Origin of the sequence: Enterococcus sp. AZ020 (genome assembly GCF_050499205.1) — a bacterium.
Classification (GTDB): domain Bacteria; phylum Bacillota; class Bacilli; order Lactobacillales; family Enterococcaceae; genus Enterococcus_L; species Enterococcus_L dunnyi.
This window is the reverse complement of sequence record NZ_JBIPAT010000001.1, coordinates 527,789-554,704: the sequence shown is the minus strand read 5'-3', so window position 1 is coordinate 554,704 and position 26,916 is coordinate 527,789. Positions and strand designations below refer to the sequence as shown.

The 26,916-nt window shown below is 37.2% G+C and carries 27 protein-coding genes; 23 read left to right on the top strand and 4 right to left on the bottom strand.

The features are described from left to right. Positions 1–6 precede the first annotated feature (6 nt). Positions 7–987 (bottom strand): polyprenyl synthetase family protein, encoded by a 981-nt coding sequence (locus IGI58_RS02655; protein ID WP_429954552.1) that lies wholly within the window; start codon positions 985–987, stop codon positions 7–9. Between the two features lie 126 nt (positions 988–1,113). On the opposite strand from IGI58_RS02655, the gene IGI58_RS02650 reads away from it, so the two are divergent. The 7 genes from IGI58_RS02650 (at position 1,114) to rlmN (ending at position 11,215) form a co-directional block, all read left to right on the top strand. Continuing rightward, positions 1,114–2,019: a prenyltransferase gene (locus IGI58_RS02650; protein ID WP_225534250.1), complete on the top strand. Its 906-nt coding sequence runs from the start codon at positions 1,114–1,116 to the stop codon at positions 2,017–2,019. Between the two features lie 33 nt (positions 2,020–2,052). Next, a complete protein-coding gene (locus tag IGI58_RS02645) occupies positions 2,053–3,264 on the top strand; it encodes an NAD(P)/FAD-dependent oxidoreductase (protein ID WP_429954553.1) in 1,212 nt (403 codons plus the stop codon). A gap of 572 nt (positions 3,265–3,836) precedes the next feature. Next, the gene (locus tag IGI58_RS02640; RefSeq protein ID WP_429954554.1) at positions 3,837–6,212 is read left to right on the top strand and encodes a DNA translocase FtsK; all 2,376 of its coding nucleotides are present in this window, start codon (positions 3,837–3,839) and stop codon (positions 6,210–6,212) included. Between the two features lie 224 nt (positions 6,213–6,436). Further along, on the top strand, positions 6,437–7,138 hold the full coding sequence (locus tag IGI58_RS02635; RefSeq protein WP_429954556.1) for a GntR family transcriptional regulator: 702 nt from the start codon (positions 6,437–6,439) through the stop codon (positions 7,136–7,138). Between the two features lie 148 nt (positions 7,139–7,286). Continuing rightward, positions 7,287–8,036 carry an ABC transporter ATP-binding protein gene (locus IGI58_RS02630; RefSeq protein ID WP_087641190.1) on the top strand — a complete coding sequence of 250 codons (750 nt, stop codon included), beginning with the start codon at positions 7,287–7,289 and terminating at the stop codon, positions 8,034–8,036. Beyond that, positions 8,026–9,852: an ABC transporter permease gene (locus IGI58_RS02625; RefSeq protein ID WP_429954558.1), complete on the top strand. Its 1,827-nt coding sequence runs from the start codon at positions 8,026–8,028 to the stop codon at positions 9,850–9,852. The genes IGI58_RS02630 and IGI58_RS02625 overlap by 11 nt, the downstream gene beginning before the upstream one ends. A gap of 280 nt (positions 9,853–10,132) precedes the next feature. Further along, positions 10,133–11,215: a 23S rRNA (adenine(2503)-C(2))-methyltransferase RlmN gene (gene rlmN, locus IGI58_RS02620; RefSeq protein ID WP_429954560.1), complete on the top strand. Its 1,083-nt coding sequence runs from the start codon at positions 10,133–10,135 to the stop codon at positions 11,213–11,215. Positions 11,216–11,395: 180 nt separating this feature from the next. Here rlmN and IGI58_RS02615 read toward each other — a convergent pair whose 3' ends face one another. The 3 genes from IGI58_RS02615 to IGI58_RS02605 all read right to left on the bottom strand — a co-directional run bounded on the left by IGI58_RS02615 (position 11,396) and on the right by IGI58_RS02605 (position 13,970). Then, the gene (locus IGI58_RS02615) at positions 11,396–12,319 is read right to left on the bottom strand and encodes a LysR family transcriptional regulator (protein ID WP_225534257.1); all 924 of its coding nucleotides are present in this window, start codon (positions 12,317–12,319) and stop codon (positions 11,396–11,398) included. A gap of 103 nt (positions 12,320–12,422) precedes the next feature. Beyond that, on the bottom strand, positions 12,423–13,190 hold the full coding sequence (locus IGI58_RS02610; RefSeq protein WP_225534258.1) for a DeoR/GlpR family DNA-binding transcription regulator: 768 nt from the start codon (positions 13,188–13,190) through the stop codon (positions 12,423–12,425). Between the two features lie 15 nt (positions 13,191–13,205). Then, entirely contained in the window at positions 13,206–13,970 is a 765-nt protein-coding gene (locus IGI58_RS02605) for a hypothetical protein (RefSeq protein WP_429954563.1), read from the bottom strand. 186 nt (positions 13,971–14,156) lie between these two features. Between IGI58_RS02605 and ulaG the strand changes: the two genes are divergently transcribed. From ulaG to IGI58_RS02525, 16 genes are all read left to right on the top strand, one after another. After that, the gene (gene ulaG / locus IGI58_RS02600) at positions 14,157–15,221 is read left to right on the top strand and encodes an L-ascorbate 6-phosphate lactonase (protein ID WP_429954565.1); all 1,065 of its coding nucleotides are present in this window, start codon (positions 14,157–14,159) and stop codon (positions 15,219–15,221) included. 21 nt (positions 15,222–15,242) lie between these two features. After that, positions 15,243–15,701, top strand: coding sequence for a PTS sugar transporter subunit IIA (locus tag IGI58_RS02595; protein WP_429954567.1), 459 nt, complete (start codon positions 15,243–15,245; stop codon positions 15,699–15,701). A 15-nt stretch (positions 15,702–15,716) separates the two neighbouring features. Continuing rightward, a complete protein-coding gene (locus tag IGI58_RS02590; RefSeq protein WP_429954569.1) occupies positions 15,717–17,195 on the top strand; it encodes a PTS ascorbate transporter subunit IIC in 1,479 nt (492 codons plus the stop codon). Between the two features lie 21 nt (positions 17,196–17,216). Then, positions 17,217–17,516: a PTS sugar transporter subunit IIB gene (locus IGI58_RS02585; protein ID WP_087641199.1), complete on the top strand. Its 300-nt coding sequence runs from the start codon at positions 17,217–17,219 to the stop codon at positions 17,514–17,516. A 102-nt stretch (positions 17,517–17,618) separates the two neighbouring features. Continuing rightward, entirely contained in the window at positions 17,619–18,257 is a 639-nt protein-coding gene (locus IGI58_RS02580; RefSeq protein WP_429954571.1) for a 3-keto-L-gulonate-6-phosphate decarboxylase UlaD, read from the top strand. Between the two features lie 4 nt (positions 18,258–18,261). Continuing rightward, entirely contained in the window at positions 18,262–19,113 is an 852-nt protein-coding gene (locus IGI58_RS02575; protein WP_429954573.1) for an L-ribulose-5-phosphate 3-epimerase, read from the top strand. A gap of 1 nt (position 19,114) precedes the next feature. Next, on the top strand, positions 19,115–19,822 hold the full coding sequence (locus IGI58_RS02570; RefSeq protein ID WP_429954575.1) for an L-ribulose-5-phosphate 4-epimerase: 708 nt from the start codon (positions 19,115–19,117) through the stop codon (positions 19,820–19,822). A 204-nt stretch (positions 19,823–20,026) separates the two neighbouring features. Next, entirely contained in the window at positions 20,027–21,355 is a 1,329-nt protein-coding gene (locus tag IGI58_RS02565; protein ID WP_429954577.1) for an APC family permease, read from the top strand. A 564-nt stretch (positions 21,356–21,919) separates the two neighbouring features. Next, on the top strand, positions 21,920–22,885 hold the full coding sequence (gene comGA, locus IGI58_RS02560) for a competence type IV pilus ATPase ComGA (RefSeq protein ID WP_429954579.1): 966 nt from the start codon (positions 21,920–21,922) through the stop codon (positions 22,883–22,885). Next, positions 22,779–23,885, top strand: a complete 1,107-nt coding sequence (gene comGB, locus IGI58_RS02555) for a competence type IV pilus assembly protein ComGB (protein ID WP_429956310.1) — start codon at positions 22,779–22,781, stop codon at positions 23,883–23,885. The genes comGA and comGB overlap by 107 nt, the downstream gene beginning before the upstream one ends. Continuing rightward, on the top strand, positions 23,882–24,166 hold the full coding sequence (comGC, locus tag IGI58_RS02550; RefSeq protein WP_429954581.1) for a competence type IV pilus major pilin ComGC: 285 nt from the start codon (positions 23,882–23,884) through the stop codon (positions 24,164–24,166). Before comGB ends, comGC begins: the two co-directional genes overlap by 4 nt. Before the next feature lie 8 nt (positions 24,167–24,174). Beyond that, the gene (comGD, locus tag IGI58_RS02545; RefSeq protein WP_429954583.1) at positions 24,175–24,606 is read left to right on the top strand and encodes a competence type IV pilus minor pilin ComGD; all 432 of its coding nucleotides are present in this window, start codon (positions 24,175–24,177) and stop codon (positions 24,604–24,606) included. Next, positions 24,581–24,904 carry a competence type IV pilus minor pilin ComGE gene (gene comGE / locus IGI58_RS02540; protein WP_429954585.1) on the top strand — a complete coding sequence of 108 codons (324 nt, stop codon included), beginning with the start codon at positions 24,581–24,583 and terminating at the stop codon, positions 24,902–24,904. The genes comGD and comGE overlap by 26 nt, the downstream gene beginning before the upstream one ends. Beyond that, positions 24,870–25,337 carry a competence type IV pilus minor pilin ComGF gene (comGF, locus tag IGI58_RS02535; RefSeq protein WP_429954587.1) on the top strand — a complete coding sequence of 156 codons (468 nt, stop codon included), beginning with the start codon at positions 24,870–24,872 and terminating at the stop codon, positions 25,335–25,337. The genes comGE and comGF overlap by 35 nt, the downstream gene beginning before the upstream one ends. Next, positions 25,321–25,674: a competence type IV pilus minor pilin ComGG gene (comGG, locus tag IGI58_RS02530; protein ID WP_429954589.1), complete on the top strand. Its 354-nt coding sequence runs from the start codon at positions 25,321–25,323 to the stop codon at positions 25,672–25,674. The genes comGF and comGG overlap by 17 nt, the downstream gene beginning before the upstream one ends. Before the next feature lie 226 nt (positions 25,675–25,900). Next, a complete protein-coding gene (locus tag IGI58_RS02525) occupies positions 25,901–26,908 on the top strand; it encodes a class I SAM-dependent methyltransferase (RefSeq protein ID WP_429954592.1) in 1,008 nt (335 codons plus the stop codon). Positions 26,909–26,916 lie beyond the last annotated feature (8 nt).

Genomic DNA, 26,916 nt, shown 5'->3' with positions numbered 1-26,916 from the left:
AGTTGCTTAAAACGAACGTTGAAGCAGCAGTTGTGTTAGCAGTTCTAGTTGGTTTTTACCTAAACAATCAGGTAATTTTTGAATATCGATCAGCGCCTTTTCAGTCACTTTTTTTGCAAAATTTTTGGCATCTGTCACGCCATCATATTTGTGGACCAGTTGACCTAATTCGATAGCTTCTTCTATTGAAATGTCTGACTTTTTCTCTAAATAAGGATAGAAATGTTCAGGTGCTTTTTGTATAGCAAAAATCAAAGGCAAAGTATAGACACCTTGGGCTAGATCTTCTAAAACAGGTTTTTTCAATGTTTTGCTATCAGCCGAGTAGTCTAAAATATCATCATAAACTTGAAAAGCGATGCCGATATTTCGGCCGATACGTGCAGCTAAACGCTGGATTTCTTTATTGGCATAGCCGAAATGAGCCCCCTCTAAGCAGCTTAGAGAAAATAGCTCAGCAGTTTTGCCGTTGACACTACGTAGATAATCAAAGACAGTGATATTTTTTTTATAGCGTGTGTGCATTTGATCCAATTCGCCAAGCAATAGTCGTTTCATTGCAGCAGCATTTGTATGTAAGAAATCAGAACCATTCATTGTATCTGCTAGTAATTCAAAAAATTCAGTGAATAGTAAATCACCTGTATAAACGGCGATATCTTTACCATAACGAGATTGAATCGTTGCAGCACCGCGTCTTAGTGGTGAATCGTCAATGATGTCGTCATGGACAAGAGTGGCCATATGCAAAATTTCGATCGATGCGGCGATCTTGAGTAGTTGTTGATGATCTTGTTTTTGTTTATCACCAATTTGGGCAAACAAGAAAAAGAAAGCGGGGCGTAATAATTTACCGCCGGAACAAGTCAGGTCGATCAATGCTTGTTCGATATCTTTGTTGCGTACTTTCACTTGGTGTTTGATCAAGTCACAGGTTTCATTCAATTGTTGTTGGATCACAGGGAAATCTTTCCAAAACTCATTCATAGCATAATAATCCTTTCGGTCGTTCAATTGTTCAATACTATTGATTGTATACGAAGTTGGCTAAGAAATACAGTAAATTATTTCATGAGCATAAAACTAAATATTAAAAGAGGAGAGTAGTATAATTTGAATAAAGAAGTATTTTTTGAGCTTGTTGAACTTAAAGCAAAAACAGCTAGTGTGTTACCTTTTCTTTTAGGCATTTGTTTTAGTTGGTATCATTATCAGAATTTGCATTTATTTTATGTATTGATCTATTTTATTGCGATGTTCATTTTCAATATGGCTGTTGATATTTTAGATAATTATAACGACTATCATCATGCAAAAGAAGGACACGACTATAAGGAAAAAACCAATATCATCGGACGGGAAAACTTATCATTATCGATGATTCGCAGTTGGATCATTTGGATGATCGTCATTTCTGCATTGATGGGCATTGGTTTATCTGTGATCGTGGGCTGGCCTTTGTTGTGGCTGGGCTTATACTGTTACTTGATCGGAATTTTTTATTCTTCGGGACCTAAGCCACTGTCTAGTTTACCTTTGGGTGAAGTATTTTCCGGTTTTACGATGGGCTTTATGATCATGTTGATTTGTGTCTACATCAATACCTTTGACTCGTTTCAATGGACACTGACGAATCTAGGGAGTATCTTCTTAGTGGCATTGCCAAATACATGCTTGATCGCTAATCTGATGCTAGCCAATAATATTTGTGATCTGGAAGAAGATGAGATGAATCACCGTTTTACTCTGGTTCATTATTTAGGGAAAAAGGTTTCGCTTCGTTTATTCGTTGGCCTGATCATTGTAGCTTTCAGTTCGATCATTTTAAGTGTATTTTTAGGTTTGACACCGATCACGATGCTATTGATGATCGTCACGGTCCCGTTTACCTGGAAGCAAACGAAACTGTTTTTAAAAGAACAAATCAAAACGAAGACATTTATCTGCGCAGTCAAAATTTTAGCTGTCGGCGCTTTTTCACAAGTTGTTTTTTTTGCCATAGGATTGTGGTTTAAATAATAAAATCAAACAGGTCAAAAGGAGAGTTTTAACATGAGCAAACACGTTGTTATTTTAGGCGCTGGCTATGCTGGCTTAAGAGCGCTGCATGAATTACAAAAAGGGAATGATGACATCAAGATCACATTAGTGGATCAAAATGATTACCACTTTGAGGCAACAGATATTCACGAAGTTGCAGCTGGGATCCAAACTTCTGAGCGGATCACTTATCCAATTAAGGATGTAGTTAAATCAGCTTGCACCACTTTTGTACAAGGAACAGTAGAAAAGATCGATAGTGAAAATCAAGAGGTTCACCTAAAAGATCAAGCACCACTTTCTTATGATTATTTAGTCGTAGCATTGGGCTACGAATCAGAGTCTTTTGGAATTCCTGGTGTGGAAGAATTTTCATTAAAAATGGTAGATATTCCTACTTCAGAAAAAGTTTACCAACATTTAACAGAGCAAATGAAGGCTTATAAAGAAACAAAAGATGAGAATTGCTTGAAGATTGTTGTCTGCGGTGCTGGTTTTACTGGGATCGAGCTACTAGGTTCTCTAGTTGAAGGGAAAAAGAAACTTGCGGCAATGGCTGGAGTTGAACCTGACAAAATTCAATTATACTGTGTCGAGGCAGTTACACGTCTGTTACCGATGTTTAGTGAAAAACTAGGCGGATACGGGATCGACCATCTAAAAAAATGGGGCGTCAATTTCTTAGTTGGCAAACCAATCAAAGAAATCAAACAAGATACAGTAGTTTATTTAGATGATCAGGAAACCAATGAATTAAAAGAGTTAGCAGCAAAAACGATCATTTGGACAACTGGTGTCAGCGGCAGTCATGTGGTCGGTGATTCTGGCTTTGCGGCAAAACGCGGTCGTGTGATGGTTCAACCAGATTTGACAGATGCTGAGCATAGTAATGTATACATTATTGGTGACTGTTCTGCTGTTATGGACAAAGAATCAAATCGTCCGTATCCAACAACTGCACAAATTTCTCTTAAAATGGGAGAACACGCAGGAAAAAACATCAAAGCGCAATTAAAAGGTGAACCAACAAAAGAATTTACGTTCAAATCATTAGGATCTGTGGCTTCTATCGGCAATAGCCATGCGTTCGGTGAAGTCGGTAAAATGGAAGTCAAAGGTTATCCGGCTTCTGTGATCAAAAAAGCGATCATGGACCGTTCACTATTTGAAACAGGCGGCATCAAAGAAATGCTGGCTAAAGGACGTTTTGACTTTTATCGTTAAACAATAGAATGATTACCAGTTAAAGCGGTTGAGACAAAAAGCGTTTAGCTCCGAAAAATAAGAAGGAGTTGCTTTTTTTCTCGCCGTTTATGCAGATTTAGGACCTGAAGGGATTGGGACATAACTCTACGAGTTACGACTCAGTCCTTTTTAAAACGAATAAACGGTGGAAGGAGAAGTAACTACTACTCTACACTTCGTTTCGATCTCATTAACTTCTACGCATGAAACATGCTAGAGTTAAAGGCCTTCGCTTCGATCACATCAGCTAACGCATACAGTTTCACTATTGTTCAAAGAACAAAGTGAAGCTAGCAAAATTCTAAGTGCTAAAGCACTAAGATTTGAAGGCTTCGGAAATAAGCTGAACTTGCTGTAAAACACAACGAAGAATGAGTTGATGTTGCACAGTACCTACTTGGTTCTCAGAGTTGAACACTTCTGTCCCATCCTGCTCTGACTCTAAACGTTTTGCGATCAAAAAATTAAAATTGTAAGAGAAACAATGGGGGTACTTTTGTTCGGCTCACTTTTTAGGTATAATGGATACTGAGTGAAAAGAGGGATGTTACATGGCACAAAAAAGAAAACGTGCAAAAAAGAAAAAAACGAAAAAACAGCAACAGCAGCAAGAGCATCTGAATTTCATTTTTCTTGGAATCTTTTTTATTTTCTTTGGCTTATTCGGCCTATTAAAACTGGGCTTTTTAGGAACCTTGATTGCAAATGGCTTGCGTGTTGCGATTGGTAATACATTTCCTGCCGCAGCTTGCTTATTGATGCTTTATGGGCTATCTTTGGTGATCTTTGGTCGTGAGTTTCCCATCAAAAAAACACGTCCGATCATTGGCGGCGTTGTGATCTATTTAGGGGTATTGCTGTTTTTCCATGCGTATATGTTTCGCAATGTTGGAACGCAGACACCTGATATCTTAGGTACGACATGGGATTTTCTAAAAATCGATCTTAAAGGAAATGTCGTTGCTCAAAATGTCGGTGGTGGAATGATAGGTGCTGCGCTTTACAGTATGACCTATTTCCTGATTGCACAGTTTGGCAGTTATTTGGTTGCTACATTATTGATTCTGCTAGGAATTTTTCTTGTAAGTATGCTTGAAGTACAACAAGTAATGGGCGGTCTGCAGATCATTCGCGAAAAAATCGGGCATTTCTTTGCTAAAAGCGAAGCAAAACAGTCAGAGAGAGAAGCGAAGCGCGCAGAAAAACGTGCAGCTAAACAAGCTGAAATCGAAAGACTAGCGCAGGAACGTTTAAAAAATGATGTGCGTGAGCTGACTCCTGGTGAGAAATTGGCACAAGAATCTTGGGAACAAGAAGAAAAAGAAGTACAAGAACCAGAACAGCTGACGTTAGTACCGATCGATAGTTTTCAAAGTCAAGCTGAAATGCAGCCTGTACATTCAGAACAACCAATTGCTGAGCCGGAGATCGATGAAGGCGGCGATCTGGATTTTGAAATTTCAGAAGAAGCAGAGGACCGCGATTACGAACTACCGCCATCCACATTATTAGACTCGATTCCTTCTGCTGATCAAAGCGGTGAATACCAAAAAATCGAAAAAAACATTGGTGTATTGGAGCAGACCTTCAAAAGCTTTGGAGTCGATGCTAAAGTAGTGAAAGCTAGCCTGGGTCCTGCGGTGACAAAATTCGAAATTCAACCTGCTGTAGGGGTTAAAGTGAGCAAAGTTGTCAGTTTGACAGATGACATTGCTTTAGCATTAGCGGCGAAAGATGTGCGGATGGAAGCACCGATTCCAGGGAAATCACTGATAGGGATCGAGGTTCCTAATAGTACGGTCAGCACAGTTTCCTTTAGAGATATCATCGAAGCACAGCCAAGTCATCCAGACAAGCTGCTGGAGGTTCCTTTAGGCAGAGATATTTCAGGGATGGTCCAGTCAGCAGATTTAACCAAAATGCCCCATTTACTGATCGCAGGATCGACAGGGAGCGGGAAGTCTGTTGCGATCAACGGTATCATTTCAAGTATCTTGATGCGGGCAAAACCTCATGAAGTGAAATTGATGATGATCGACCCAAAAATGGTCGAGTTAAATGTTTATAATGGAATTCCACATCTCTTGACACCAGTTGTGACAAATCCTAGAAAAGCAGCGCAAGCACTTCAAAAAGTTGTTCAGGAAATGGAATTTCGTTATGAAAAATTTGCGGCGACGGGTGTTCGAAATATCTCCGGGTACAATGATTTGGTCATTCAAAAGAATTTAGAGGATGGTGAAAACCGGCCGATTTTACCATTTATTGTTGTGATCGTAGATGAGTTAGCTGACTTGATGATGGTTGCCAGTAATGAAGTCGAAGATGCAATCATCCGTTTAGCACAAATGGCTCGTGCAGCTGGAATCCATATGATCTTAGCAACACAACGTCCAAGTGTGGATGTCATTACAGGAATCATCAAAGCCAACGTGCCGTCAAGAATGGCATTTGCTGTTTCCAGCGGAACAGATTCTCGCACGATCATCGATAGTAATGGTGCAGAAAAATTATTGGGACGAGGCGACATGCTGTTCTTACCAATGGGCGAAAATAAACCGATCCGGGTACAGGGTGCTTTCATATCTGATCAGGAAGTTGAACGAGTTGTCGCTTTTGTGACTGAACAGCAAGAGGCAGAGTATCAAGAAAGTATGATGCCGACAGAAGAAGATACGACTAGCACAAGCAGTGAAGCTTCACAAGATGAATTATATGAAGACGCGAAAGCTTTAGTCGTAGAAATGCAGACAGCAAGTATATCGTTGCTTCAAAGACGCTTTAGAATCGGTTATAATCGTGCAGCTCGTTTAGTAGATGAGCTGGAAGAACATGGGGTGATCGGGCCGTCAGAAGGCAGCAAACCAAGAAAAGTATTTATTGAACCTATGCCGGAAGAAGGACTTGCCGATCATGAATTAGAGTAGTCAAAAAGAGTGGACCACTTTGGCCACTCTTTTTTTACTGCAGCTGTATTTCATCTAAATGAGTTTCATATAGTAATAATGTTTGGTACAATGTAAGAAATAATGACAATGGAATTGAAGGAAAGTTGAATTAATTTATATTTGCGATTAAAATGAGGATAATCGTATATTATGACTAAATAAATCATGAGGATAAACCCAATAAACGAATAAGGATGGATGAAATGAGAAGAAAAAGTGTACTATACTTAGACGTCGCAGAAGAAATAAAAGCCAATATTATGAACGGTACATATCCAGTGGGTTCTCTTTTACCAACTGAAACAGAGCTTGAACAACTATTTGATGTCAGCAAAATCACTGTACGCCGAGCAATCGAGCTTCTTTCATCAGAAGAATTGGTGGAGAAAAAAAGCGGCAAAGGGACTACGGTCTTAAGCAATCGACCGTATAACAAATTATCGAAAGCGGGTACATTTACGGAGTATTTGAATGATTCAGGACAAAAAGTGGCAAAGAAAATATTAAGTTTGGACCAAGTAAAATTGTCAGAGGATTCACCAGTCTATGAAAATATGGGAGCAAATGTAGTAAAATTTTCCCGTTTATATACGCTGGATGGAAAGCCATATATCTACTTTAATTATTATTTACCTATCACATTAGTTGATGTTCCAATGGAAGATTTTGAAAATGAGTCACTGTATCGCTTGATGGATCAACATGGCATCGAGATTTTAACATTTGAAGATAGTTTTCAAACGGTTGAATTGACGGAAGAGCAGCAGCGTATTTTAGAAACAAAAGAAAAAAATGGGCTAAAAAGAATTCGAAAGTCTATGAATCCTTCCGGAAAAGTCGTTGAATTTTCAGAGGCTATCTACAATACCGCTCTTTATCCATATGTGATCGAATATGAAGCATAAACAAATAACAGATCGCTTACAAAAGTGTAAGTGATCTGTTATTTTTTTCTATGGTGTGTTCGTCATAATTGGATTAGACTAGCAAAGTAGAGAAGTAAGAGCTGGTTCATTTGTGAGATGAACAGCCACACATAGAGGAGCGATAAGAATGTTACAAGTAGAAAATCTATCTAAAACATATGGAGAAGAAATCAAATATGAAGCTTTAAAAGGTCTGAACTTAACTGTAAATGATAGTGAGTTTATCGGAATCATGGGACCGTCCGGAAGTGGGAAAAGTACCTTTTTGAACCTTTTGGCAACGATCGACCAACCGACATCTGGACAGATTTTACTAAACGGTAAAAATCCAAATCAGTTGAATCAAGAACAAATTGCTAAATTTCGACGTAGAGAATTAGGATTCATTTTCCAAAGTTTCAACTTGATGCCAACACTGACGGTCGAAGAAAATATCGTATTGCCTTTGACTTTAGATGGGGAAAAAATCTCTGTGATGAAAAGACAATTGAATCTTTTAGCTGATCGTTTAGGAATAGCTGGCTTGCTGAAGAAAAGAATCGCAGAAATATCCGGTGGACAAGCACAACGTGTCGCAGTTGCCAGAGCAATGATCCATCAGCCGCAATTACTGTTAGCAGATGAGCCCACAGGGAACCTTGATACGAAATCGTCGAAAGATGTTATGCAGCTATTACAGCAGTTGAATGAAAATGAACAGGCAACGATTTTGATGGTTACCCATGATCCACTGGCAGCTAGTTATTGTAAACGAATTGTTTTCATCAAAGACGGTCAATTGGTCGATGAAATTCATCATCTAGGAAATCAAAAAATGTTTTATGATGAAATCATGATGAAATTAGCTGAGATTGAAGGTGTCGATAGTGAATTTTAGTCAATTTGTTATTCGAAATACGGTAAGAAATAAACATTTATACATGGCCTATTTCTTAAGTACTCTCTTTTCAGTGATGGTCTTTTTCACATTTACAGTTTTTGCTTTTCATCCATCATTATCTGATGGCTTGAATAAGCAAGCAAAAATTGGCATGTTATCTGCAGCTATCATTATTTACGGATTTGCTTTCTTTTTCGTATTGTACTCGATGGATGTGTTTATTCAATCCAGAAAAAAAGAATTTGGTCTTCTGATGATTCAAGGGATGAGTCCCAAACAATTGAAGAAAATGATCTTTATTGAAAATCTCGTTATCGGTTTTTTTGCAACGATCATTGGTAGTCTTGCTGGTATTGGTTTTTCTCAACTGATTTTGTGGTTGAGCAATAAAATGATGCATTTGAATTTTGGTTTTTACTTTCCGATACAGGCGCTTGGGTTGACGATCATTTCATTTAGTATTTTGTTTTTAGCGATTTCATTTTTCATTCAGTTCCGTTTACCAAAATTAAGCTTACAAGAATTATTGAAAGCAGGAGATCTAGGTAAGGGGACGATCAAAAACTCTCGTATAAAAGCATTGCTGGCTGTTTTATTGATCGGTACAGGTTATGCCGTGGCTCTTTTAGTCAAAGGAATGCTGGTGCCAGTTGTGATGATTCCAGTGATTTTCTTAGTGGTTGCTGGTACACGTTTTTTATTCAATCAACTGAGTGTGTCAGTCATTGAACGATTGAAAAAGAAACAATCTATTTTTTGGAAGAAAACAAATATGGTGGTTTTTTCCGATCTAGCATTTCGAATGAAGGACAATGCACGTTCCTTTTTCTTGGTTTCGATCATTTCGACGGTTGCGTTTGCAGCAATCGGGACATTATATGGTTTTCAAAACATGATTTTAGATGCGATGAATCAGGAGCCTTTTGAGTTTCAAATTGTTGGTTCTGATGAAGAGACTGCTCACATCAAACAAGACTTTTCTAAACTTCTATCAGAGAAGGGAATCAGCGTTGATGAGGGAGAATTAACAGAATATGTGAATGCCGACAATGTTAGTTTTGTCAAAGAATCAAATTATAATCAATTAGCAAAAATAGTCAAGAAACCAGCTATTGAAACAAATGGACAAGCTGTTCAATTATTACCACAGAACGCTGTGGGGATGGAAAACGCTGCTGTGCATGAAGCAAACTTACCAGACGGCTCAACAATAGCTGTTGAAAGACAAGAAAAAACAGCGGTGGTTTCTGCTTATGGAACAAAAATCGTTGTCCCTGACAATACAGACTTGGAAGCTCTTGAACAGCAGACAATGACTGTTTGGCAGCCCAAAAACACCAGTTATGAAGAATTAGTTTCAATTGGAAAATTCCAAAATAAGAACATGCCGTTTATGGCTAAAAGCTATTCTAAACAAATGATCACTGACCAATATGCGCCATTTCTATTTGTTGGTATCTTTATCGGAATCGTCTTTTTCGTTTCAGCTGGAAGTTTCTTATATTTTAGATTGTATAGTGATATGGATGTAGATGTAGAAAAATTCAAAATGATCTACAAGATGGGATTAGCGAAAAAAGAATTGAAGAAGATGATTTACCAGCAAGTTGGTATTCTCTTTTTCACACCGATCATTATTTCAGTGATCCATGGAGCTGTTGCACTGACAGCAATGTATCATATATTTGATCAAGGGATGCAGATGGCGGGCTGGAAAGTTTTAGGAGTCTTCATTTTGATTCAGATCGTATATTACTTGATTGCACGAATTTTTTATTTCAAAAAAGTTTATCATTTGGTTCAAGCGTCATAAAACTAAGAAGGTTGAAACAGAAGTGCTTAACCCCGTGAAATATGAAAGAATTCACGAAAATTATTTTCCAAATTTTTGTGAATTCTAGCTTATTTCCGAAGCGATTGCTTCTGTTCTCACCGTTTATCTGAATGACAGGTGTCTAGGATTTGACTCGCAGAGTTTTGTCCCAGACACTTGTTTTTATTTGCTTCTAATTGTTTTAAGCGCTTATAGACAAAACGAGGACAATAAGTTATAGTATGAAGCGAATGTTTAGAAGAAATGAGGCAGAAAATCAATGGAAAAAGCATCCATTTATGGTTTAACGAAAGAGGAATTGATCGCGTGGTTCATCGATCATGGCGAGAAAAAATTCCGAGCGACTCAAGTATGGGAATGGCTGTATATCAAGCGCGTGACAGCTTTCAAAGAAATGACGAATCTATCAAAAGAATTGATCGGTCTTTTAGAAGAAAATTTTATCATCAATCCATTGCGTCAAGTGATCATCCAAGAAGCAAAAGACGGTACGGTGAAATACCTATTTGAATTGCCGGATAAAAATATGATCGAAACGGTTTTGATGCGCCAAGAATATGGATTATCTGTTTGTGTAACGACTCAAGTTGGCTGCAATATTGGCTGTACATTTTGTGCAAGTGGGTTATTAAAGAAACAGCGGGATTTAACAGCAGGAGAAATCGTTGCGCAAATCATGCTGGTTCAGCACTATTTTGACCAACGTGGACAAGGTGAGCGAGTAAGTCATGTTGTGGTTATGGGAATCGGTGAGCCATTTGATAATTACGATAATTTGATGAACTTTTTACATACGATCAATGATGCGAAAGGATTAGCGATAGGTGCACGCCATATCACTGTTTCAACAAGTGGTCTAGTACCGAAGATCAAGGAATTTGCAGATAATGGATTACAAGTCAATCTGGCGATTTCTTTACATGCACCAAATAATGATGTTCGGACATCGATCATGCGAATCAACCGCAGCTTCCCAATCGAAAAATTGATGGAGGCAGTTGACGAATATATCGAGAAGACAAATCGGCGAATCACGTTTGAATATATTATGTTAAGTCATGTCAATGATCGACCAGAGCATGCCCAACAATTAGCTGACTTACTGAAAAACAAAAAGAAACTAACATATGTGAATCTGATTCCATATAATCCAGTTAGTGAACATGATCAATATAGTAGAAGTGACAAAGCAGATGTGCTGAAGTTTTACGATGTCCTTAAGAAAAATGGTATCAACTGTGTGATCAGAAAAGAACATGGGACAGATATTGATGCTGCCTGTGGACAATTAAGAAGCAAGCAAATAAAAAAAGCCGAAAAAAAAGCTGAGAAAAGCGTTTAGCTCTGCAGAAAGTTAGGAATTCCAACATGAAATGCAACTTGTTTCATGTTTGGAATTGTCTACTTTACTAAGAGCTGCTTTTAAAAGCTAGCCTAAAAAGGCTGAGAAAAGCGTCTAAATGCATGAAAGAAATAGAAAAGCTCAAAAAAATCAACTTGATTTTTTTGAGCTTTTCTATTTTTATTCAATAATCGTAAAACCATAATCGATGATATGCTCTTTCAAATAGCGTAGATACTCTTCAGCCATCGGGGACAAAGGTTTTTGGATCGGATGTATCCATCCTAGTTCCATTGTTTCATTTACTTCTAAAGGTAATGCCACAATGTTCTCATCATTCAATTCTCGACTTAGAACACCAGAGCTGATCGTATAGCCATCAAGTCCGATCAAAAAATTGAATAAGGTTGCTCGATCACTGACTCGTATACTTTTTTTATGGTACAACGTACTTAATATCTCTTCAGAAAAATGGAATGAATTGACACGGCCTTGTTCAAAAGACAAGTAAGGAAAATCTTCTAAATCAGCTAAAGTCACTGATTTTTTTCCTACCAAGGGATTCTTCTTACTAACGAAAACATGAGGTGCTGCAATAAATAATGGATGAAAAACCAATTGCTTTTCTTTTAAAAGTTTGCGGATCACTTTTTCATTGAATGCATTGAGATACAAAATGCCCAGTTCGCTATGGAATGTACTGACATCTTCAATAATGTTATTCGTCTGTGTCTCTCTAAACGTAAATTCATATTCGTTTTCTTCATAGGAGCGGATCAACTGAACGAATGCATGAACTGCAAAAGCATAATGCTGGGCAGAAACAGAAAATAATCGTCGCCGTTTGTCTGTTCCTTTGTATTTTTCTTCGAGAAGGTCTACCTGTTCTAGAATTTGTCTAGCGTAAGCTAGAAACTCTGTACCTTCTGTTGTAAGCACCATGCCTTTTTGTGTTCGCTGAAAAATTTGGATGCCCATTTCCTGTTCTAATTCCTTGACGGCATTTGATAGGCTGGGTTGCGTAATGAAGAGATGTTTTGCTGCTTCATTGACTGAGCCTAACTCAACGATTTTGACGATGTAATCTAATTGTTTGATCCGCATGAGCATCCCTCCTAAGTAAGAATAAAGAAACAACGACAGTCATTTATTTCTAACTAGATTATAGCATGGATGGATGTCGATGTTTAGGAAAAAGTAAATAGTCTCAGACTTCGACCTGAATGACTTGTACCCCTTGCTTTTCGATTTCACGAATGACTGCTGGGGAGGCAAAGGTATCTGTGATCAAATAATTGATATCTTTGATGTGTCCACTGGTAAAGTTTGAGGAAACACCGATTTTTCGATAATCTGCAACAACGATGACTAAACCATTCGTGCGTTCGATGATCAAAGAATTGATTTTAGCTTCATGTAAGACAGGAGTAGTGATACCATTTTCGATGCTTAAACCAGAACAGCCAATGATCGAAATATCAGAGGACATTTTTGAAAACGACTCGATCGCGATGTCTCCGACTAAAGCTTCTTTAGGAAATCGGATTTCACCACCGGATAAAATCACAGTTGAATTTGGATTGTGATCAAGGTTTGCTACCTTGACATTATTACTAACGATCGTCACCCGTTTATCTTCCAAATGTTTTAAAGCGGATAAAGCAGTGGAACCAGTGTTTATGAACAATGTATTGCCTTCAGCTACAAATTCAGCTGCCTTTTTAGCGATCGCATTTTTTAAAATTTCGATCTCTTCATTATGATCCTCTGTTCCGATTTTGTTAACAATTTCAGCTTTTCCATGCGCTCGTTTTACAAGGCCCATTTTTTCTAGGGCGGTAAGATCACGGCGGACAGTGATTTCTGATACGTCAAGGGACTGACTGATTTCTTTTACTTGTAAGCTAGTATGTTTATGTAGTAGATCGAGTAATGCATCGCGACGCTCTTTGATCATTGTATGTGAACTTTTCATTCAAATTCCTCCATTCTATATCACTTGAACAATCGCTAACGTATTTCCGATTGTTCTTGCCTTTTTTAATAAACGATTGCCTTCATTTGGTTTATTTAATTTTAGAAGACAGTGACCTTGAAGATACAAAAGATAGCTTAGTTCACGATTATTTAAACGTGCAGTATCGATCAGTGCTAGTTCTTGCAAACACTTTTGATTTCTTTGCTGATGAAAATACTGAAGACCCGAAATTTCATGCCATGAAAATAATCCGCGCATTTTCTTTTTTTGTTTGTCTTTCAATTGAAAAAGCTTTTCAAAAGCGATCGTCAAATTTTTTTCATCTTTTAAAAAAGAATAGCAGTACATTTGCGTATGATAATAAATGAAGAGGTAATCTAACGTTCCATGAAAAAAATTTTGATGTTTATTCAAATGCGCCAAGCAATCTGTATATTTTCCCGCATCTAATAAGAGTAGGCTGTCAAAAATAATAATAGACTGTTTGAAACCATTAAACAAATCTTTTCTCTTTAATTGTTCTTTTAAGCGGGCTGCTTCTTCCAGATCACAGTGAACATTCAATGCATAAATCATTTTTTCATATACGATCTTTAGATGTTCGAAGAGTCCAACGATACACAATACGACAAAACCGATACTACCGAAGAAAAGTTGAGCTCCGAGTGTTTCAGAAGAATAGACCAAAGAATAAATATAGAATGCAAATAGCAGATAAATAGACCAAATAAACATCTTTTTTCCATAATAAAAACTTTTCCAAACGAAATATTTCATCTCCATCACCTCTACGTCACTATATCATATAAAAGAATATATGAACATAAAAAAAGAAGTAATTTCTTATTTTTATGTATAAACGATCTTAAAAATCAAAAACGGTCTTAAAAATAGATTGAAAACGGTTTAAAATATTGTAGAATGAAAAGTGTAATCGAGATTGAGATAAGGTGGAGGGATTTTATGGCAACAATTCATGATGTAACAAAAGAAAGCTGGATTTTGAGTACGTTCCCAGAATGGGGCACATATTTGAATGAGGAGATCGAGCAAGAACAAGTTGCGCCCGGTAGTGTTTCTATGTGGTGGTTGGGCTGTACGGGAATTTGGTTAAAGTCTCATGAAGGAACAAATATTTTATGTGATTTATGGTGTGGAACAGGCAAACGATCACATGGAAACGGAAAAATGAAGAAAGGACATCAAATGATGCGCATGAGCGGCTGTGAAAATATGCAGCCTAACTTAAGAACACAACCATTTGTGATTGATCCATTTGCAGTTAAAGACGTAGATGCATTAGTCGTGACACATATCCATTCAGATCATTTAGATATCAATACCGCTGCGGCTGTTCATCAAAACTGTCCTGAAGCGCGTTTTATTGGACCGCAGGAAGTTGTGAATACTTGGTTGAAATGGGGCATTCCAGAAGAGAAGACAACGATCGTAAAGCCGGGCGACCGAGTAACAGTCAATGAAATAGAAATTGTTGCGTTGGAGGCATTTGACCGTACAGCGTTAGTGACATGTGAAGATCCAGAAGAGATATTGAAGGGAAAAATGCCGCAGGATATGGACTTGATCGCTGTTAACTACTTATTTGAAACTAGCGGTGGAAATATCTATCATGCCGGTGACTCTCATTATTCTAATTTATTTGCCAAACATGGCAATGAACATAAAATCGATGTTTGTTTAGGCGCGTATGGAGAAAATCCCCGCGGTATTACAGATAAAGTAACTTCTGTGGATATGCTGCGAATGGCTGAGTCATTGAATGCAAAGGTTGTGATTCCGGTACATTATGATATCTGGGCAAACTTTATGGCTGATCCAAAGGAAATCACTGAGATATGGAAGTTCAAGAAAGATCGCTTGAATTATCAGTTTAAGCCATTTATTTGGCAGGTTGGAGGAAAGTTTACTTATCCAAATGATAAAGACAAACTAGAATTTAATTTCTATCGTGGCTTTGATGATGTATTTACGACAGAGAATGATACTCCGTTTCCATCATTTTTATAAAAATAAGAAAGGAGAATCTAAATGTTAAAGTATTTTTATGATAATGACCTCATTCGTTTTTGCGAAGAAAGCCCTTCAAATTGGGAGGAAGCGGTCGTCCTTAGCTGTCAGACACTGCTAGAAAAAAAAATGATCACTCAGCAATATGTAGATGAAATCGTGGATTGCGTGAAAAAATATGGTCCATATATTGTCATTGTTCCAGGAGTGGCGATGCCTCATTCTTCAGAAGATAGTCAAGGTGTTTTGGGAACAGCAATATCATTTACAAAAATGAAAGATGAAGTTGTGTTCGAAGAGGGAAATCCAGAAAAAAATGCGTCTCTATTTTTTACATTAGCTGCCAAAAATAGTGATGAGCATGTAGAAAATATCTCTAATCTTTCTGAGATGTTGATGACGGATGGATTGATTGAAGCACTGATGGAGATTGAGACGATTGCAGATTATGAGAAGGTAATGATGACGTTCGATATGTAGAAAGAAGGGAAATGAATGAAACAGGTGTTGGATTTTCTATTAGGGATTTGGGACTATTTTGCAGCGAATATTTTGACTCAGCCAGCCTTTTTGATTGGATTTATTGTTCTTTTAGGCTATATCTTATTGAAAAAACCGATCTATGAAAGTATTGCAGGGTTTTTAAAAGCCACCGTAGGATACCTGATTCTAACTGTCGGTTCTGGAGGGCTCGTTAATAACTTCCGCCCGATCCTTGTAGGTTTAAAGGAACGTTTTGATCTAGATGCCATGGTCATCGATCCATACTTTGGACAAAACGCAGTGACTGCAGGGATTGAAGAAACATTCGGGCGAACCTTTAGTGACACGATGATTTTGCTGCTGATTGCTTTTGTCATGAATATTTTATTAGTCCGCTTTAAGAAATATACCAAATTACGTGCCGTTTTTACGACTGGAAATGTTCAGATTCAACAAGCAGCTACCGCATTTTGGATTTTATTATTCTGTTTTCCGAGTTTAGGACAACTGCCGATTCTATTGATCATGGGTCTTATATTAGGCTGTTATTGGGCAGTCGGTTCTAATTTGACAGTAGATATCACACAAGATCTAACAGAAGGAGCAGGTTTTGCGATCGCGCATCAACAGATGTTTGGTGTTTATATTTTTGCTCGACTTGCTGAAAAAATGAAGAAGGATAAAAATAATCGTAAGTTGGAAGATGTCCAATTGCCGGGCTTCCTGTCTATTTTCAATGAAAACATGGTTGCAACATCTATTTTGATGCTATTTTTCTTCGGAGTTATTTTGATTGTATTGGGACCTGCCTATTTGATAGAAGCTGGTTTTATGGTTGAAGGACAAAGTTTTCTTTTCTATATTTTACAAACTGCACTGTACTTTGCTGTTTATTTAGCTATCTTGCAACTAGGTGTGCGGACGTTTGTTTCGGAACTGACAGAATCTTTCCAAGGCATTTCCAACACGTTACTTCCGGGCGCGGTTCCAGGGATCGATGTTGCAGCAACATTTGGATTTGGTTCGCCGAATGCAGTAACGATTGGCTTTTTATTTGGCGCCTTAGGTCAGTTTATCACGATCGGTCTATTGATTTTATTCAAGTCACCGACTGTTGTTATTGCTGGTTTTATTCCACTGTTCTTTGATAATGCAGTAATTGCAGTTTATGCAAATAATCGCGGTGGGTTTAAAGCAGCTTGCCTGTTTCCGTTTATCTCAGGTGTGATCCAAGTTCTGGGATCTGCACTGATCGCTACATTTATTGGACTTTCCCAATATGGCGGATATATTGGCATGTTTGACTGGGCAACAGTTTGGCCGATCATGACGGTCGTAATGAAGTATCTCGGCTATTTTGGTATTGCTTTAGTCGTTGTTGCACTGCTAGCTATCCCGCAGCTTCAATATCGGGCAAATCCCAAAGGCTATTTCTTGATTGCGGAAGATTATGACGAATATGTAAAAGAAATGGGTACAAAAAATGCGTAACAACATGAGGAGGAAATAATAATGAGAGTATTAGTATCGTGTGCAAATGGATCTGGAACAAGTTTGATGATGAAAAAAAGCGTGGAAAAAGCATTAAAAGAGCTAGGATTTACGATCACAAACATTCATCACTGTGCAATCTCAGAAGGGAAAAGTACTGCTGGTCAATATGATGTCGTGTTTTGTCCAATGAATTTTTTAAATATGTTTGAAGATGCTAAGAAAAAAGGAATCACTGTTGTAGGAGTAAAAAATGTAATGTCAGCAAAAGAAATCAGTGAACGTGTTCAGGAAACAGATTTAGCAGCTAAATTCAAATAACTGATTAAGATAAAAAATTTTGACATAAGAAGTTGGAGCAACTGAAAATGGAACATGAATATTTGATGTTGCTCCAACTATTACGAAGTAAGGAGAAACGATATGACGAGACCAAATTTGCAAATTGCTTTGGATCATTCTGATTTACCAAATGCATTAAAAGATGTAAAAGAAGTAGGAGATATTGTAGATATCTTAGAGGTAGGAACGATTCTATGTTTACAGGTAGGAGAAGAAGCCATTCGTTGTATTCGTGCATTATATCCGGATAAAAAAGTTGTGGCGGATACCAAATGTGCCGATGCTGGTGGAACCGTTGCTGCTAACTGTCGCACTGCTGGTGCAGACTGGATGACGGTGATTTGTTGTGCTACAGTGCCTACCATGTCAGCTGCTGCAAAAGAGATAGAGGAAGTTCAGGTTGAGCTGTATGGTGATTGGACATATGAACAAGCACAAAAATGGCTTGACGCGGGCATTTCACAAGCAATTTATCACCAAAGTCGAGACGCTCTTTTAGCGGGCGAAACTTGGGGTGAAAAAGACTTAGTAAAAGTCAAACGATTAATTGAAATGGGATTTCGTGTTTCCGTCACAGGAGGCTTAACTGTTGAAACACTGCAATTATTTGAAGGGCTTGATGTATATACTTTTATTACAGGACGGGGAATTACAGGAGCTGAAAAACCGAAGCAGGCGGCTCAAGAATTTCAAGCTGAAATCGAACGTATTTGGGGGTGAACGAATGACGACGCTAGGTATTTATGAAAAAGCACTTCCCAAAAATATCAGCTGGTTAGAACGATTACAGCTCGCTAAAAAATTAGGTTTTGATTTTGTTGAAATGTCGATCGATGAGACGGATGAACGCCTGAAACGATTGGACTGGACGAAAGAGGAGCGACAAGAAATCAGAGTAGCTATTGAAGAAACTGGTATTCAGATTCTTTCGATTTGCTTAAGCGGTCATCGACGTTTTCCTTTTGGTTCTCAGGATAAGGAAAAACGTTCACAGGCACTTATTTTGATGGAAAAAGCAGTTGATTTGGCATCTGACTTAGGGATCCGTACGATTCAATTAGCGGGCTACGATGTTTACTATGAAGAAAAAACAGTAACTTCAAGAGCTTTTTTTATTGAAAATTTGAAAAAAGCAGTAGCGATCGCCGCTGCAAAAGAAGTTGTCTTATCTATTGAGATCATGGATGATCCGTTTATCAATTCAATTACTAAGTTTCTAAAGATCAAGGAGCAAATTCGCTCACCGTATCTGCAAGTGTATCCAGATTTAGGTAATTTGTCAGCTTGGCCGGAAAATGATGTTGGGTATGAATTGGCGCTTGGTATCGACCAAATTACTTGTATCCATTTAAAGGACACACTTGCTGTGACAGAAACATTTTCAGGTAAATTTAAAGAAGTTCCTTTTGGCAGCGGATGTGTGGATTTCTTAGGCTGTTTAAAAACACTGAAGCAATTAGATTATAATGGTCCATTTTTGATCGAAATGTGGAGTGAAACAAGCGAAACGCCTGAAAAAGAGATTGAGCAGGCGAAAAAATTTCTTATTCCTTATTTGAAGGAGGCGGGGTATTAAGATGAACAAACAATTGATCAAGGAAATGAAGGAACGAGTATTTGTAGCAAATTTGGCTTTACCCGATGCAGGATTAGTTAAGCTGACTTGGGGCAATGTCAGTGAGATCGATCGAGAAACAGGTATCGTTGTCATCAAACCTAGTGGTGTACCGTATGGACAAATGGAAGCTGATGATATGGTAGTCACAGATTTAGAAGGACATGTATTAGCAGGTGCGTTGAAGCCGTCTTCAGATTTAGAGACGCATCTTGAATTATATAAGGCCTTTAAAGAGATCAATTCAGTTGTACATACGCATTCAAAAAATGCGGTTATGTGGGCGCAGGCAGGGCGAGGAATACCAGCCTATGGAACGACACACGCAGATACATTTTATGGTGTTGTTCCCTGCACGCGGCAATTGACTTCAAAAGAAGTAGAATCCGCATATGAACTCGAGACAGGTAAAGTGATCATTGAAACATTCACAAAAGAAAGAATCGATCCAATGGCAGTACCTGGTGTTTTAGTTTATGGACACGGACCGTTTACTTGGGGAAAAACACCTCAAAAAGCTGTCGAAAATAGTATTGTTTTAGATGAAATAGCAGAAATGGCGGAAGTCACAGAAATCGTAAATAAAAACATTCTTCCGATTCCGCAATATTTACTGGATAAACACTACTTTAGAAAACATGGTGTGAACGCATATTATGGTCAAGGATAAATACTCTATCTTTTGTTGAGACTGAGATAAAAGCGTTTATCTCTGGACGGCTGCTTTTTTCTCATCGATTATTTGGGACTAGAGAGCGAAATAAAACTGATTTTTAGTTTTGTTTCACTCTCTTTTTTGTTTTTTAAAATACTTGAAATTAAATGAAGAAAAGCTATACTAAAGGATAATATACAAGATGGAAAGAGGATGGTTATGGAAGAAAATCAATTAAAGCGGGAAATTTCATTATTTGGCGCTTTTTCAACGGTTATGGGAACAGTTATTGGTGCGGGTGTTTTTTTTAAAACAGCTAGCGTGGTAAGCTTTGCCCAATCGTCAAGCTTGACGATTTTTGCTTGGATATTAGGAGGCTTCTTGACACTTTGTGCTGGATTGACTAGTGCAGAACTAGCAACAGCTATTCCTAAAACCGGTGGAGCAGTTAAATATATTGAATATACATATGGAAAATTACCAGGTTTTTTATTGGGCTGGGCACAAAGTGTGATTTATTTTCCTGCCAATATAGCAGCACTCTCGATTATTTTTAGTACACAATTTCTTCACTTATTTCATTTATCCGATAATCTACTATTACCAATAGCGATTGGTACAGGATTAAGCGTGACGATCGTCAATTTGTTAGGAACTAGAATAGCATCAAACTTGCAATCATTCACATTAATAATCAAGATGGTTCCCATCGCATTGATCGTACTCGTTGGATTATTTATGCCGGCAGTCACTGAAGTGTCGCTATTTCCTATTCGTTCGGGTGGCAATACTGGGTTTATTCAAGCTTTAAGCGGCGCTTTATTAGCCACAATGTTTGCCTACGATGGATGGTTAGGTGTTGGTGCAGTTGCAGGAGAAATGAAAAGACCAGAAAAAGATTTACCTAAAGCAATCTTTTTAGGGTTGACCTTTATTACGATTGTTTATGTCCTGATCAATTTTGTTTTCCTAAAAACACTGCCAATTCAACAAATTTCAGGTAATTTGAACGCGGCGTCTGATGTAGCGAATCAAATTTTTGGTTCTGTTGGCGGAAAAATAGTTACGATCGGTATTTTGATTTCAGTATATGGAGCATTGAATGGGTATACAATGACAGGGATCCGTGTTCCTTACGCTTTAGCGTTGGAAGGGCTGATTCCTTTCAGTAAACACTTTAAAAAGTTATCTAAACAGTTTGTGGTTCCTTATGTCGCAGGTCTATTTCAATTTAGTATTGCTGCTGTTATGATGTTTTTGGGAAGCTTCGATCTACTGACAGACATTCTGGTTTTTGTTATGTGGCTATTTAGTATTTTGATTTTTGCTGCTGTTTTGATCTTAAGAAAAAGAGAACCAGAGCTGTTGAGACCCTACAAAGTACCGTTGTATCCAATCGTTCCAATGATTGCGATCCTCGGTGGGTTATTCATTTTGATTACAACTTTATTCACCCAAACGATTTTAGCAAGTATTGGGATCGGTATTACATTGTTAGGCATTCCCGTTTACTATTTTAATAAGAAAATATCTAGAAAAATGGATTAAAACACTAGTTTTGTCAAAAATTTAGTTCTTTATATCAAAAATTCGAGAGAAATATCAAAGATTATCAGGTATAATAGATATGATCTAAGTCTTTATTTTAAATGATAAAGCATGGCTCCTGCTTATCCCTTTTAAGCAGGAGCTTATTTTTCTCAAAAATTTTAATAAAATTCATAATTTCTGAAAGTTATTCGACCATTTTTTTTAGTATAATGAGTATATCAAAACGATAAACTATTTTGGGGAAGATAGTGCATCAGAACTCTTGATAAGCTGTAAATGTTGATTTTCGACATTTGCAGTTTTTTTTGCTTTTTAATGACTAGTGATTATAGAGATATGAAGATGAGGGGAGAAAGGGATAGAAGTGTCAAGCTCTGAGACCCAAATCCTTCAATTCTTTTAGGGATTAGTATGATCGGAACAAAGTGGAGTAATTGCTTCATTTTTCAGCGTTTATTATGTTTTAGAGTGCGAACAAAACTGATTTTTAGTTTTGTTCGCACTCGTTTTTTTTCGATACTATTTATCTTTTTTGCGTATATTACTGTAAGGAGGGGAAAAATGGATATTAAGGAGCTTTCTCTAAAATTAATTGAATGGGGCGTATCAGAACATTTACAGGATATTTATATTTTACCAGTTGAGCAGAAGATACAAGTATTTGCCAGAAAAGGCTACAACAAACTGGTGTTTCAAGAGCTTGATGAACAAGAAGGGGAAAAATTGATTTTTCACTTTAAATTTATTGGAAGTATGGATGTTGGTGAGAAACGTAAAGCTCAGGTCGGAGCTGTTACATACAGGATCAGTAATGATAAAGTTGTGCGTTTACGTTTATCGACTGTGGGAGATTTTTGTCAAAGAGAAAGTTTGGTCATTCGTTTTTTGCATCAATTTGGTAATAGTCAGGAGAATTATTTTTTACCTAGGCAATTATCGGATATTCGTAAACAGGTCCACAGACGCGGACTGCATCTTTTTTGTGGTCCAGTTGGTTCAGGTAAAACTACGTTGATGTACAAATTAGCAAAAGAAACGGATCGCTTTCAGCAAGTCATCACAATCGAAGATCCGGTAGAACTGGAGGAGCAAACATTTCTTCAATTGCAGACGAACGATAAGATCGATCTAACCTATGATGCGCTGATCAAAGCTTGTTTGCGCCATCGGCCGGATATTTTGATCATTGGCGAAATCAGGGATCGTTCTACGGCTCAAGCAGCGATCAGAGCTGCGTTGACGGGACATACTGTTTTTGCGACGATCCATGCAAGAAGTACTACGGGTGTTTATGAACGGTTAAAAGAGCTTGGTGTAAAGGAAAAAGAAGCAGCAGAATGTATCACAGGAATCATCTATCAACGCTTGTTGTTTGTTCAAGGAATGAAACAACAAGATATCAGCGGACTATTGTTAGATTATGATTTTTCTAAAAAAAATGTTTCTAATTGGGAAAAACAACTTAGAAAGGTTTGGGCGTATGGCTTTATTGATGATCGAACATTTGAAGAAGAAAAAGAGCAATAAGTTGTCGAAAAGACGGCAAAATTTTTTTATTCAGCTTTTAGCAGATTTATTAAGAAATGGATTTACTATACAAGAGAGTTTACTTTTTATGAAGAAGTCACGTTCTATTCCAGAAGAAGCACTCAATTATTTGACTGCTACGATGGAACGAGGAGATCAATTTTACTCAGGCTTAGCTTATCTAGGATTCAAAACGACGATCATAACTCAAATAGAATTTGCTCAAGCTCATGGAGATCTATCAGGAACATTAGATAAAATCAAAGATCATACTCTTGTTGCAGATAAACAGCAGCAACATTTATTTAAGGTATTGAGTTATCCTGTTCTGCTTTTAGTTTTTTTATCTGTAGTCTTGATCAGTATCAGACAAATTTTACTGCCGCAACTATTAGTCAACGGGACGGTTCAAGCTAAAAATCCAGGTATTCAATTCATTCAGCAAAGCCCCTATTATGTCATTGGATTGCTGTTATGTAGCTTTTTTGTCATAGGCACATATTATCTTCACTTTAGAAAGAAAACATTTTTGGAAAAGGCGCTATTTTTTTCCAGACTGCCTTTTATAGGAAGCTTGTATAAAAAATACTGTTCAGCTTTCTTTGCACTTGAGTGGGGAAAATTATTCGCACAAGGTTTAGAGATCAAGAATGTTCTTCGATTGATGAAAACGACAAGCCAGCGATCTCTGATGTATGAGCTTGCAGAAGAAATTGAGACAAAAGCTTTGGCTGGTACTACTTTTTACGATCAGTTAAGAGCATTTCCGTTTTTTTCATCTGAATTAGCTTTGATTATCCAGCAAGGAGAGGTAAAAGGAAATTTAGGTAAAGAATTGATCGTATACAGTGAGTTATGTTGGCAGCAATTTTTTAGACGAGTTGAAAAAATGATCCAATTGATCCAACCTGTGATTTTTTTACTTGTTGCTTTGATGGTAGTGGGTATCTATGCTGCAATGTTATTACCGATTTACGGTGGAATGGAGGAATATTTATGACCAAAAAAAAGAAACGAATCAACTACAGTGGTTTTACTTTATTAGAGATGCTGGTTGTTCTGTTGATTATTTCTATTTTAATTTTGCTATTTGTTCCAAATCTTTCAAAACATAAAGAAGGTGTGGATAAAAAAGGCAATGAAGCAATCGTCAAAATCGTTGAAACACAGATAGATCTTTATATGATGGAGAAGAATCAGACGCCGACTGTCGAGCAACTATTGAAAGAGGAATATATTACTCAAGAACAGTATGAAAAATACCAAACAAGTGAAAAATGAAGAAGAAAATGTTAAAGGGATTTACATTGATCGAATCACTTGTAGTAGTATTTGTGTGCACATTTTTTATGTTGCTGCCAACACTTTCAATTGAGCGCTGGCAGCATATGATAGAAATAGAACAATTTCTATCGACCTTTGAAAAACAGTTACTGTTTACACAGCAAATGGCAATTATTAAGATGACGGACACACAGATCGTCTTTGAAGAAGAACAACAACAGCTATACTTTATCATTTCAGAAAATGAACCAATTCATTTATCTGTTCCAACAGATTTAAACGCTTCTGGACCAAATAAAATCGTCTTTAAAGCGATATCTGGAAACAATGGGAAATTGGCAAAATTCACTTATGATTGGCCGGACAAAAAACAATCGATCGAGTTTCAATTTCAGTTAGGAAGTGGTCGCTATGTCAAAAAAATCAATCGATTATAAAGGATACATCTTATTGGAAGGCCTAGTTTCGTTTGGGATCATGGGAATTATTGTCGGGATTTTTATGTCATCAAGTACCTTTTTATTATCTAAGAAAGCAAAAGCAACCGATGAGCTAACGTTACATCGAATACTCTATGAAGAAATGAAGGGCTATGAAAATCATGGCGGAGCTATGCAAAAAAAAGTTCAACTTAATGGTCGAACATACTCGTTTTATATATATAAGACGAAGAACAAAATAGACAAAGTGGTGATTACAGATGCTAAAGAACAGTTTTCCCTTGAACAGAAATAAAGAATACGCGGGCTTCACCTTAATTGAATGTTTGTTAGCGTTGTTTTTATTATCTATTATCTGCTTGCTTTTTTCTGCTGCAATAAAACATGCGAAAGTTGTATCTGAAATCTTAAAAAGTGAGAAAGAAAAAGAATGGCATATTTTTGTCATTCAGTTGGAAAATGAGCTAGCCGGCTGTGCGTTCAAAGTAATTCAAGGGAATAAGATGATTTATGAAAATCCCAAAAAAGAAAGAGACATTTGGATCGAATATAAATTAGGAAAAATCGTCAAAGTTGATAATGGTGGTTATCAGCCATTGTTGATCGATGTTCATGAGGCTGATTTCAAAGAGGAGGATGATTTTGTGGTTATTCGTGCAGTATTTAAAAATGGACAGCAATATAGTGCAAGATGGTCAATGATCAAGACAAATGAAAAAGGGCTATAAAGGTGGGATATTACTGACGTCATTGCTTTTGGTTTTTTTGTCCAGTTTTCTATTTTTACTAGTACTAGAAGAATTTAAACTGGCACAGCAATTTTCGCAAAAAACTAAAGACTATTATATTGCTAAAACAATGGTCAGTATGTTTCTCGCCGAAGTAAAACAAAAAAGCGACCACCATGACCCGAAAGGAACTCAGGAATTTTCAGCTGGTCATTTAACATACAGTTACGCTCAGCAAACACTTACTATCGTTGTTAAGATGAATCATACGACTTACACGTTTAATGAAGTATATCAACCTCAAGTGTCGAAGGAAAAAACAGATATCAGTGAATGAATGTTTTTTGTGAAATGTGTATCAAACTATGTGTAAATCGACTGATACAGAAAGGTTCTTTAGTTTCAATTTTAAAAAGCCAATCAAGAGCGACAGAAAAAGAACAGTTATAAAACAAGCTTTTACAAATATTGTTGGGAAATTGATTGATTATTAGATCTTTTTTCGTTAAAATAGAACAGGTATGAAAATTGTTATACTATAGATGGAAATAGAGGTGTTATTTTTGTTCTCTGAGAAAATAGAAAAGGCTTTCGAATTAATGGAACAATCGATTCAATTACTTCAACGATCCTTAGACACTTCTTTTTTAGATGCGTATATTGAAAATGGTGAGAATATCATCGATGATTACCAAGTGCGTATTCTCGATGGAGTACCGGATGAGCAGACAGTCCAACAACTAAAAACCATTTATCAACAATTAAAAGCGATCGATTTAACTCCAGAAGAAATCAGACGATTATCCCAGTTGATTTTACTAAAAGGGAATAAAACAGAGTCCTTACAAGCAAATCATCAATTGACACCAGATGGTATTGGCTTTTTATTCGTCTACTTGATCGAACAACTGTACGATCAGGATCAATCATTGAAGGCTCTGGACATCGCCGCAGGTATGGGGAATCTTTTATTGACAGTTGTCCTTAATTTGTCATTGGCTAAGTATGATGTCACCGGCTTTGGTGTAGATATCGATGATACATTGTTGGCAGTTTCTGCAACAAATAACGAGTGGACACAAGCTGCGATCCAGTTATTTCACCAAGATGGACTGCAGGATTTATTGATCGATCCAGTTGATGTTGCTTTGAGTGATCTCCCCGTGGGCTTTTACCCGAATGATGAAAAAGCAGCTGGTTTTGATTCCGCAGCAGAAGAAGGACATAGCTATGCACATCATCTATTGATGGAGCAGGCGATGAAATATGTCAAGCCGGATGGATACGGATTATTTTTGATTCCTACGAATATTTTAGAAACGGAACAAAGTGTGTTCTTTAAGAACTGGATTCAAAAGAATGTCTATCTGCAGGGAATGATTCAATTACCAGATGAATTATTCAAATCTGCTCAGTCTAGAAAAAGTATCTTAGTTGTCCAAAATAAAGGTGAGCATAGTGAACAGGCAAAAGAAGTTCTGATAGCAAAATTAGGCTCATTGAAAGATCCAGCAAAAGTGACACAATTTTTTCAACAATTTGAGGCTTGGAAGTCTTCAAATTTAAAATAAAACAACCG

Excerpts from the sequence above, each read along its gene's own strand:
- comGF (WP_429954587.1), top strand. The coding sequence starts at position 24,870 with ATGCTAAAGAACAGTTTTCCCTTGAACAGAAATAAAGAATACGCGGGC.
- IGI58_RS02605 (WP_429954563.1), bottom strand. The coding sequence starts at position 13,970 with ATGAAATATTTCGTTTGGAAAAGTTTTTATTATGGAAAAAAGATGTTT.
- comGB (WP_429956310.1), top strand. The coding sequence starts at position 22,779 with ATGATTTTTCTAAAAAAAATGTTTCTAATTGGGAAAAACAACTTAGAA.
- comGE (WP_429954585.1), top strand. The coding sequence starts at position 24,581 with ATGTCAAAAAAATCAATCGATTATAAAGGATACATCTTATTGGAAGGC.
- IGI58_RS02585 (WP_087641199.1), top strand. The coding sequence starts at position 17,217 with ATGAGAGTATTAGTATCGTGTGCAAATGGATCTGGAACAAGTTTGATG.
- comGA (WP_429954579.1), top strand. The coding sequence starts at position 21,920 with ATGGATATTAAGGAGCTTTCTCTAAAATTAATTGAATGGGGCGTATCA.
- comGG (WP_429954589.1), top strand. The coding sequence starts at position 25,321 with ATGAAAAAGGGCTATAAAGGTGGGATATTACTGACGTCATTGCTTTTG.
- rlmN (WP_429954560.1), top strand. The coding sequence starts at position 10,133 with ATGGAAAAAGCATCCATTTATGGTTTAACGAAAGAGGAATTGATCGCG.
- IGI58_RS02565 (WP_429954577.1), top strand. The coding sequence starts at position 20,027 with ATGGAAGAAAATCAATTAAAGCGGGAAATTTCATTATTTGGCGCTTTT.
- IGI58_RS02595 (WP_429954567.1), top strand. The coding sequence starts at position 15,243 with ATGTTAAAGTATTTTTATGATAATGACCTCATTCGTTTTTGCGAAGAA.
- comGC (WP_429954581.1), top strand. The coding sequence starts at position 23,882 with ATGACCAAAAAAAAGAAACGAATCAACTACAGTGGTTTTACTTTATTA.
- IGI58_RS02575 (WP_429954573.1), top strand. The coding sequence starts at position 18,262 with ATGACGACGCTAGGTATTTATGAAAAAGCACTTCCCAAAAATATCAGC.
- IGI58_RS02645 (WP_429954553.1), top strand. The coding sequence starts at position 2,053 with ATGAGCAAACACGTTGTTATTTTAGGCGCTGGCTATGCTGGCTTAAGA.
- IGI58_RS02580 (WP_429954571.1), top strand. The coding sequence starts at position 17,619 with ATGACGAGACCAAATTTGCAAATTGCTTTGGATCATTCTGATTTACCA.
- IGI58_RS02640 (WP_429954554.1), top strand. The coding sequence starts at position 3,837 with ATGGCACAAAAAAGAAAACGTGCAAAAAAGAAAAAAACGAAAAAACAG.
- IGI58_RS02615 (WP_225534257.1), bottom strand. The coding sequence starts at position 12,319 with ATGCGGATCAAACAATTAGATTACATCGTCAAAATCGTTGAGTTAGGC.
- IGI58_RS02610 (WP_225534258.1), bottom strand. The coding sequence starts at position 13,190 with ATGAAAAGTTCACATACAATGATCAAAGAGCGTCGCGATGCATTACTC.
- comGD (WP_429954583.1), top strand. The coding sequence starts at position 24,175 with ATGTTAAAGGGATTTACATTGATCGAATCACTTGTAGTAGTATTTGTG.
- IGI58_RS02655 (WP_429954552.1), bottom strand. The coding sequence starts at position 987 with ATGAATGAGTTTTGGAAAGATTTCCCTGTGATCCAACAACAATTGAAT.
- IGI58_RS02630 (WP_087641190.1), top strand. The coding sequence starts at position 7,287 with ATGTTACAAGTAGAAAATCTATCTAAAACATATGGAGAAGAAATCAAA.
- IGI58_RS02570 (WP_429954575.1), top strand. The coding sequence starts at position 19,115 with ATGAACAAACAATTGATCAAGGAAATGAAGGAACGAGTATTTGTAGCA.
- IGI58_RS02635 (WP_429954556.1), top strand. The coding sequence starts at position 6,437 with ATGAGAAGAAAAAGTGTACTATACTTAGACGTCGCAGAAGAAATAAAA.
- ulaG (WP_429954565.1), top strand. The coding sequence starts at position 14,157 with ATGGCAACAATTCATGATGTAACAAAAGAAAGCTGGATTTTGAGTACG.
- IGI58_RS02590 (WP_429954569.1), top strand. The coding sequence starts at position 15,717 with ATGAAACAGGTGTTGGATTTTCTATTAGGGATTTGGGACTATTTTGCA.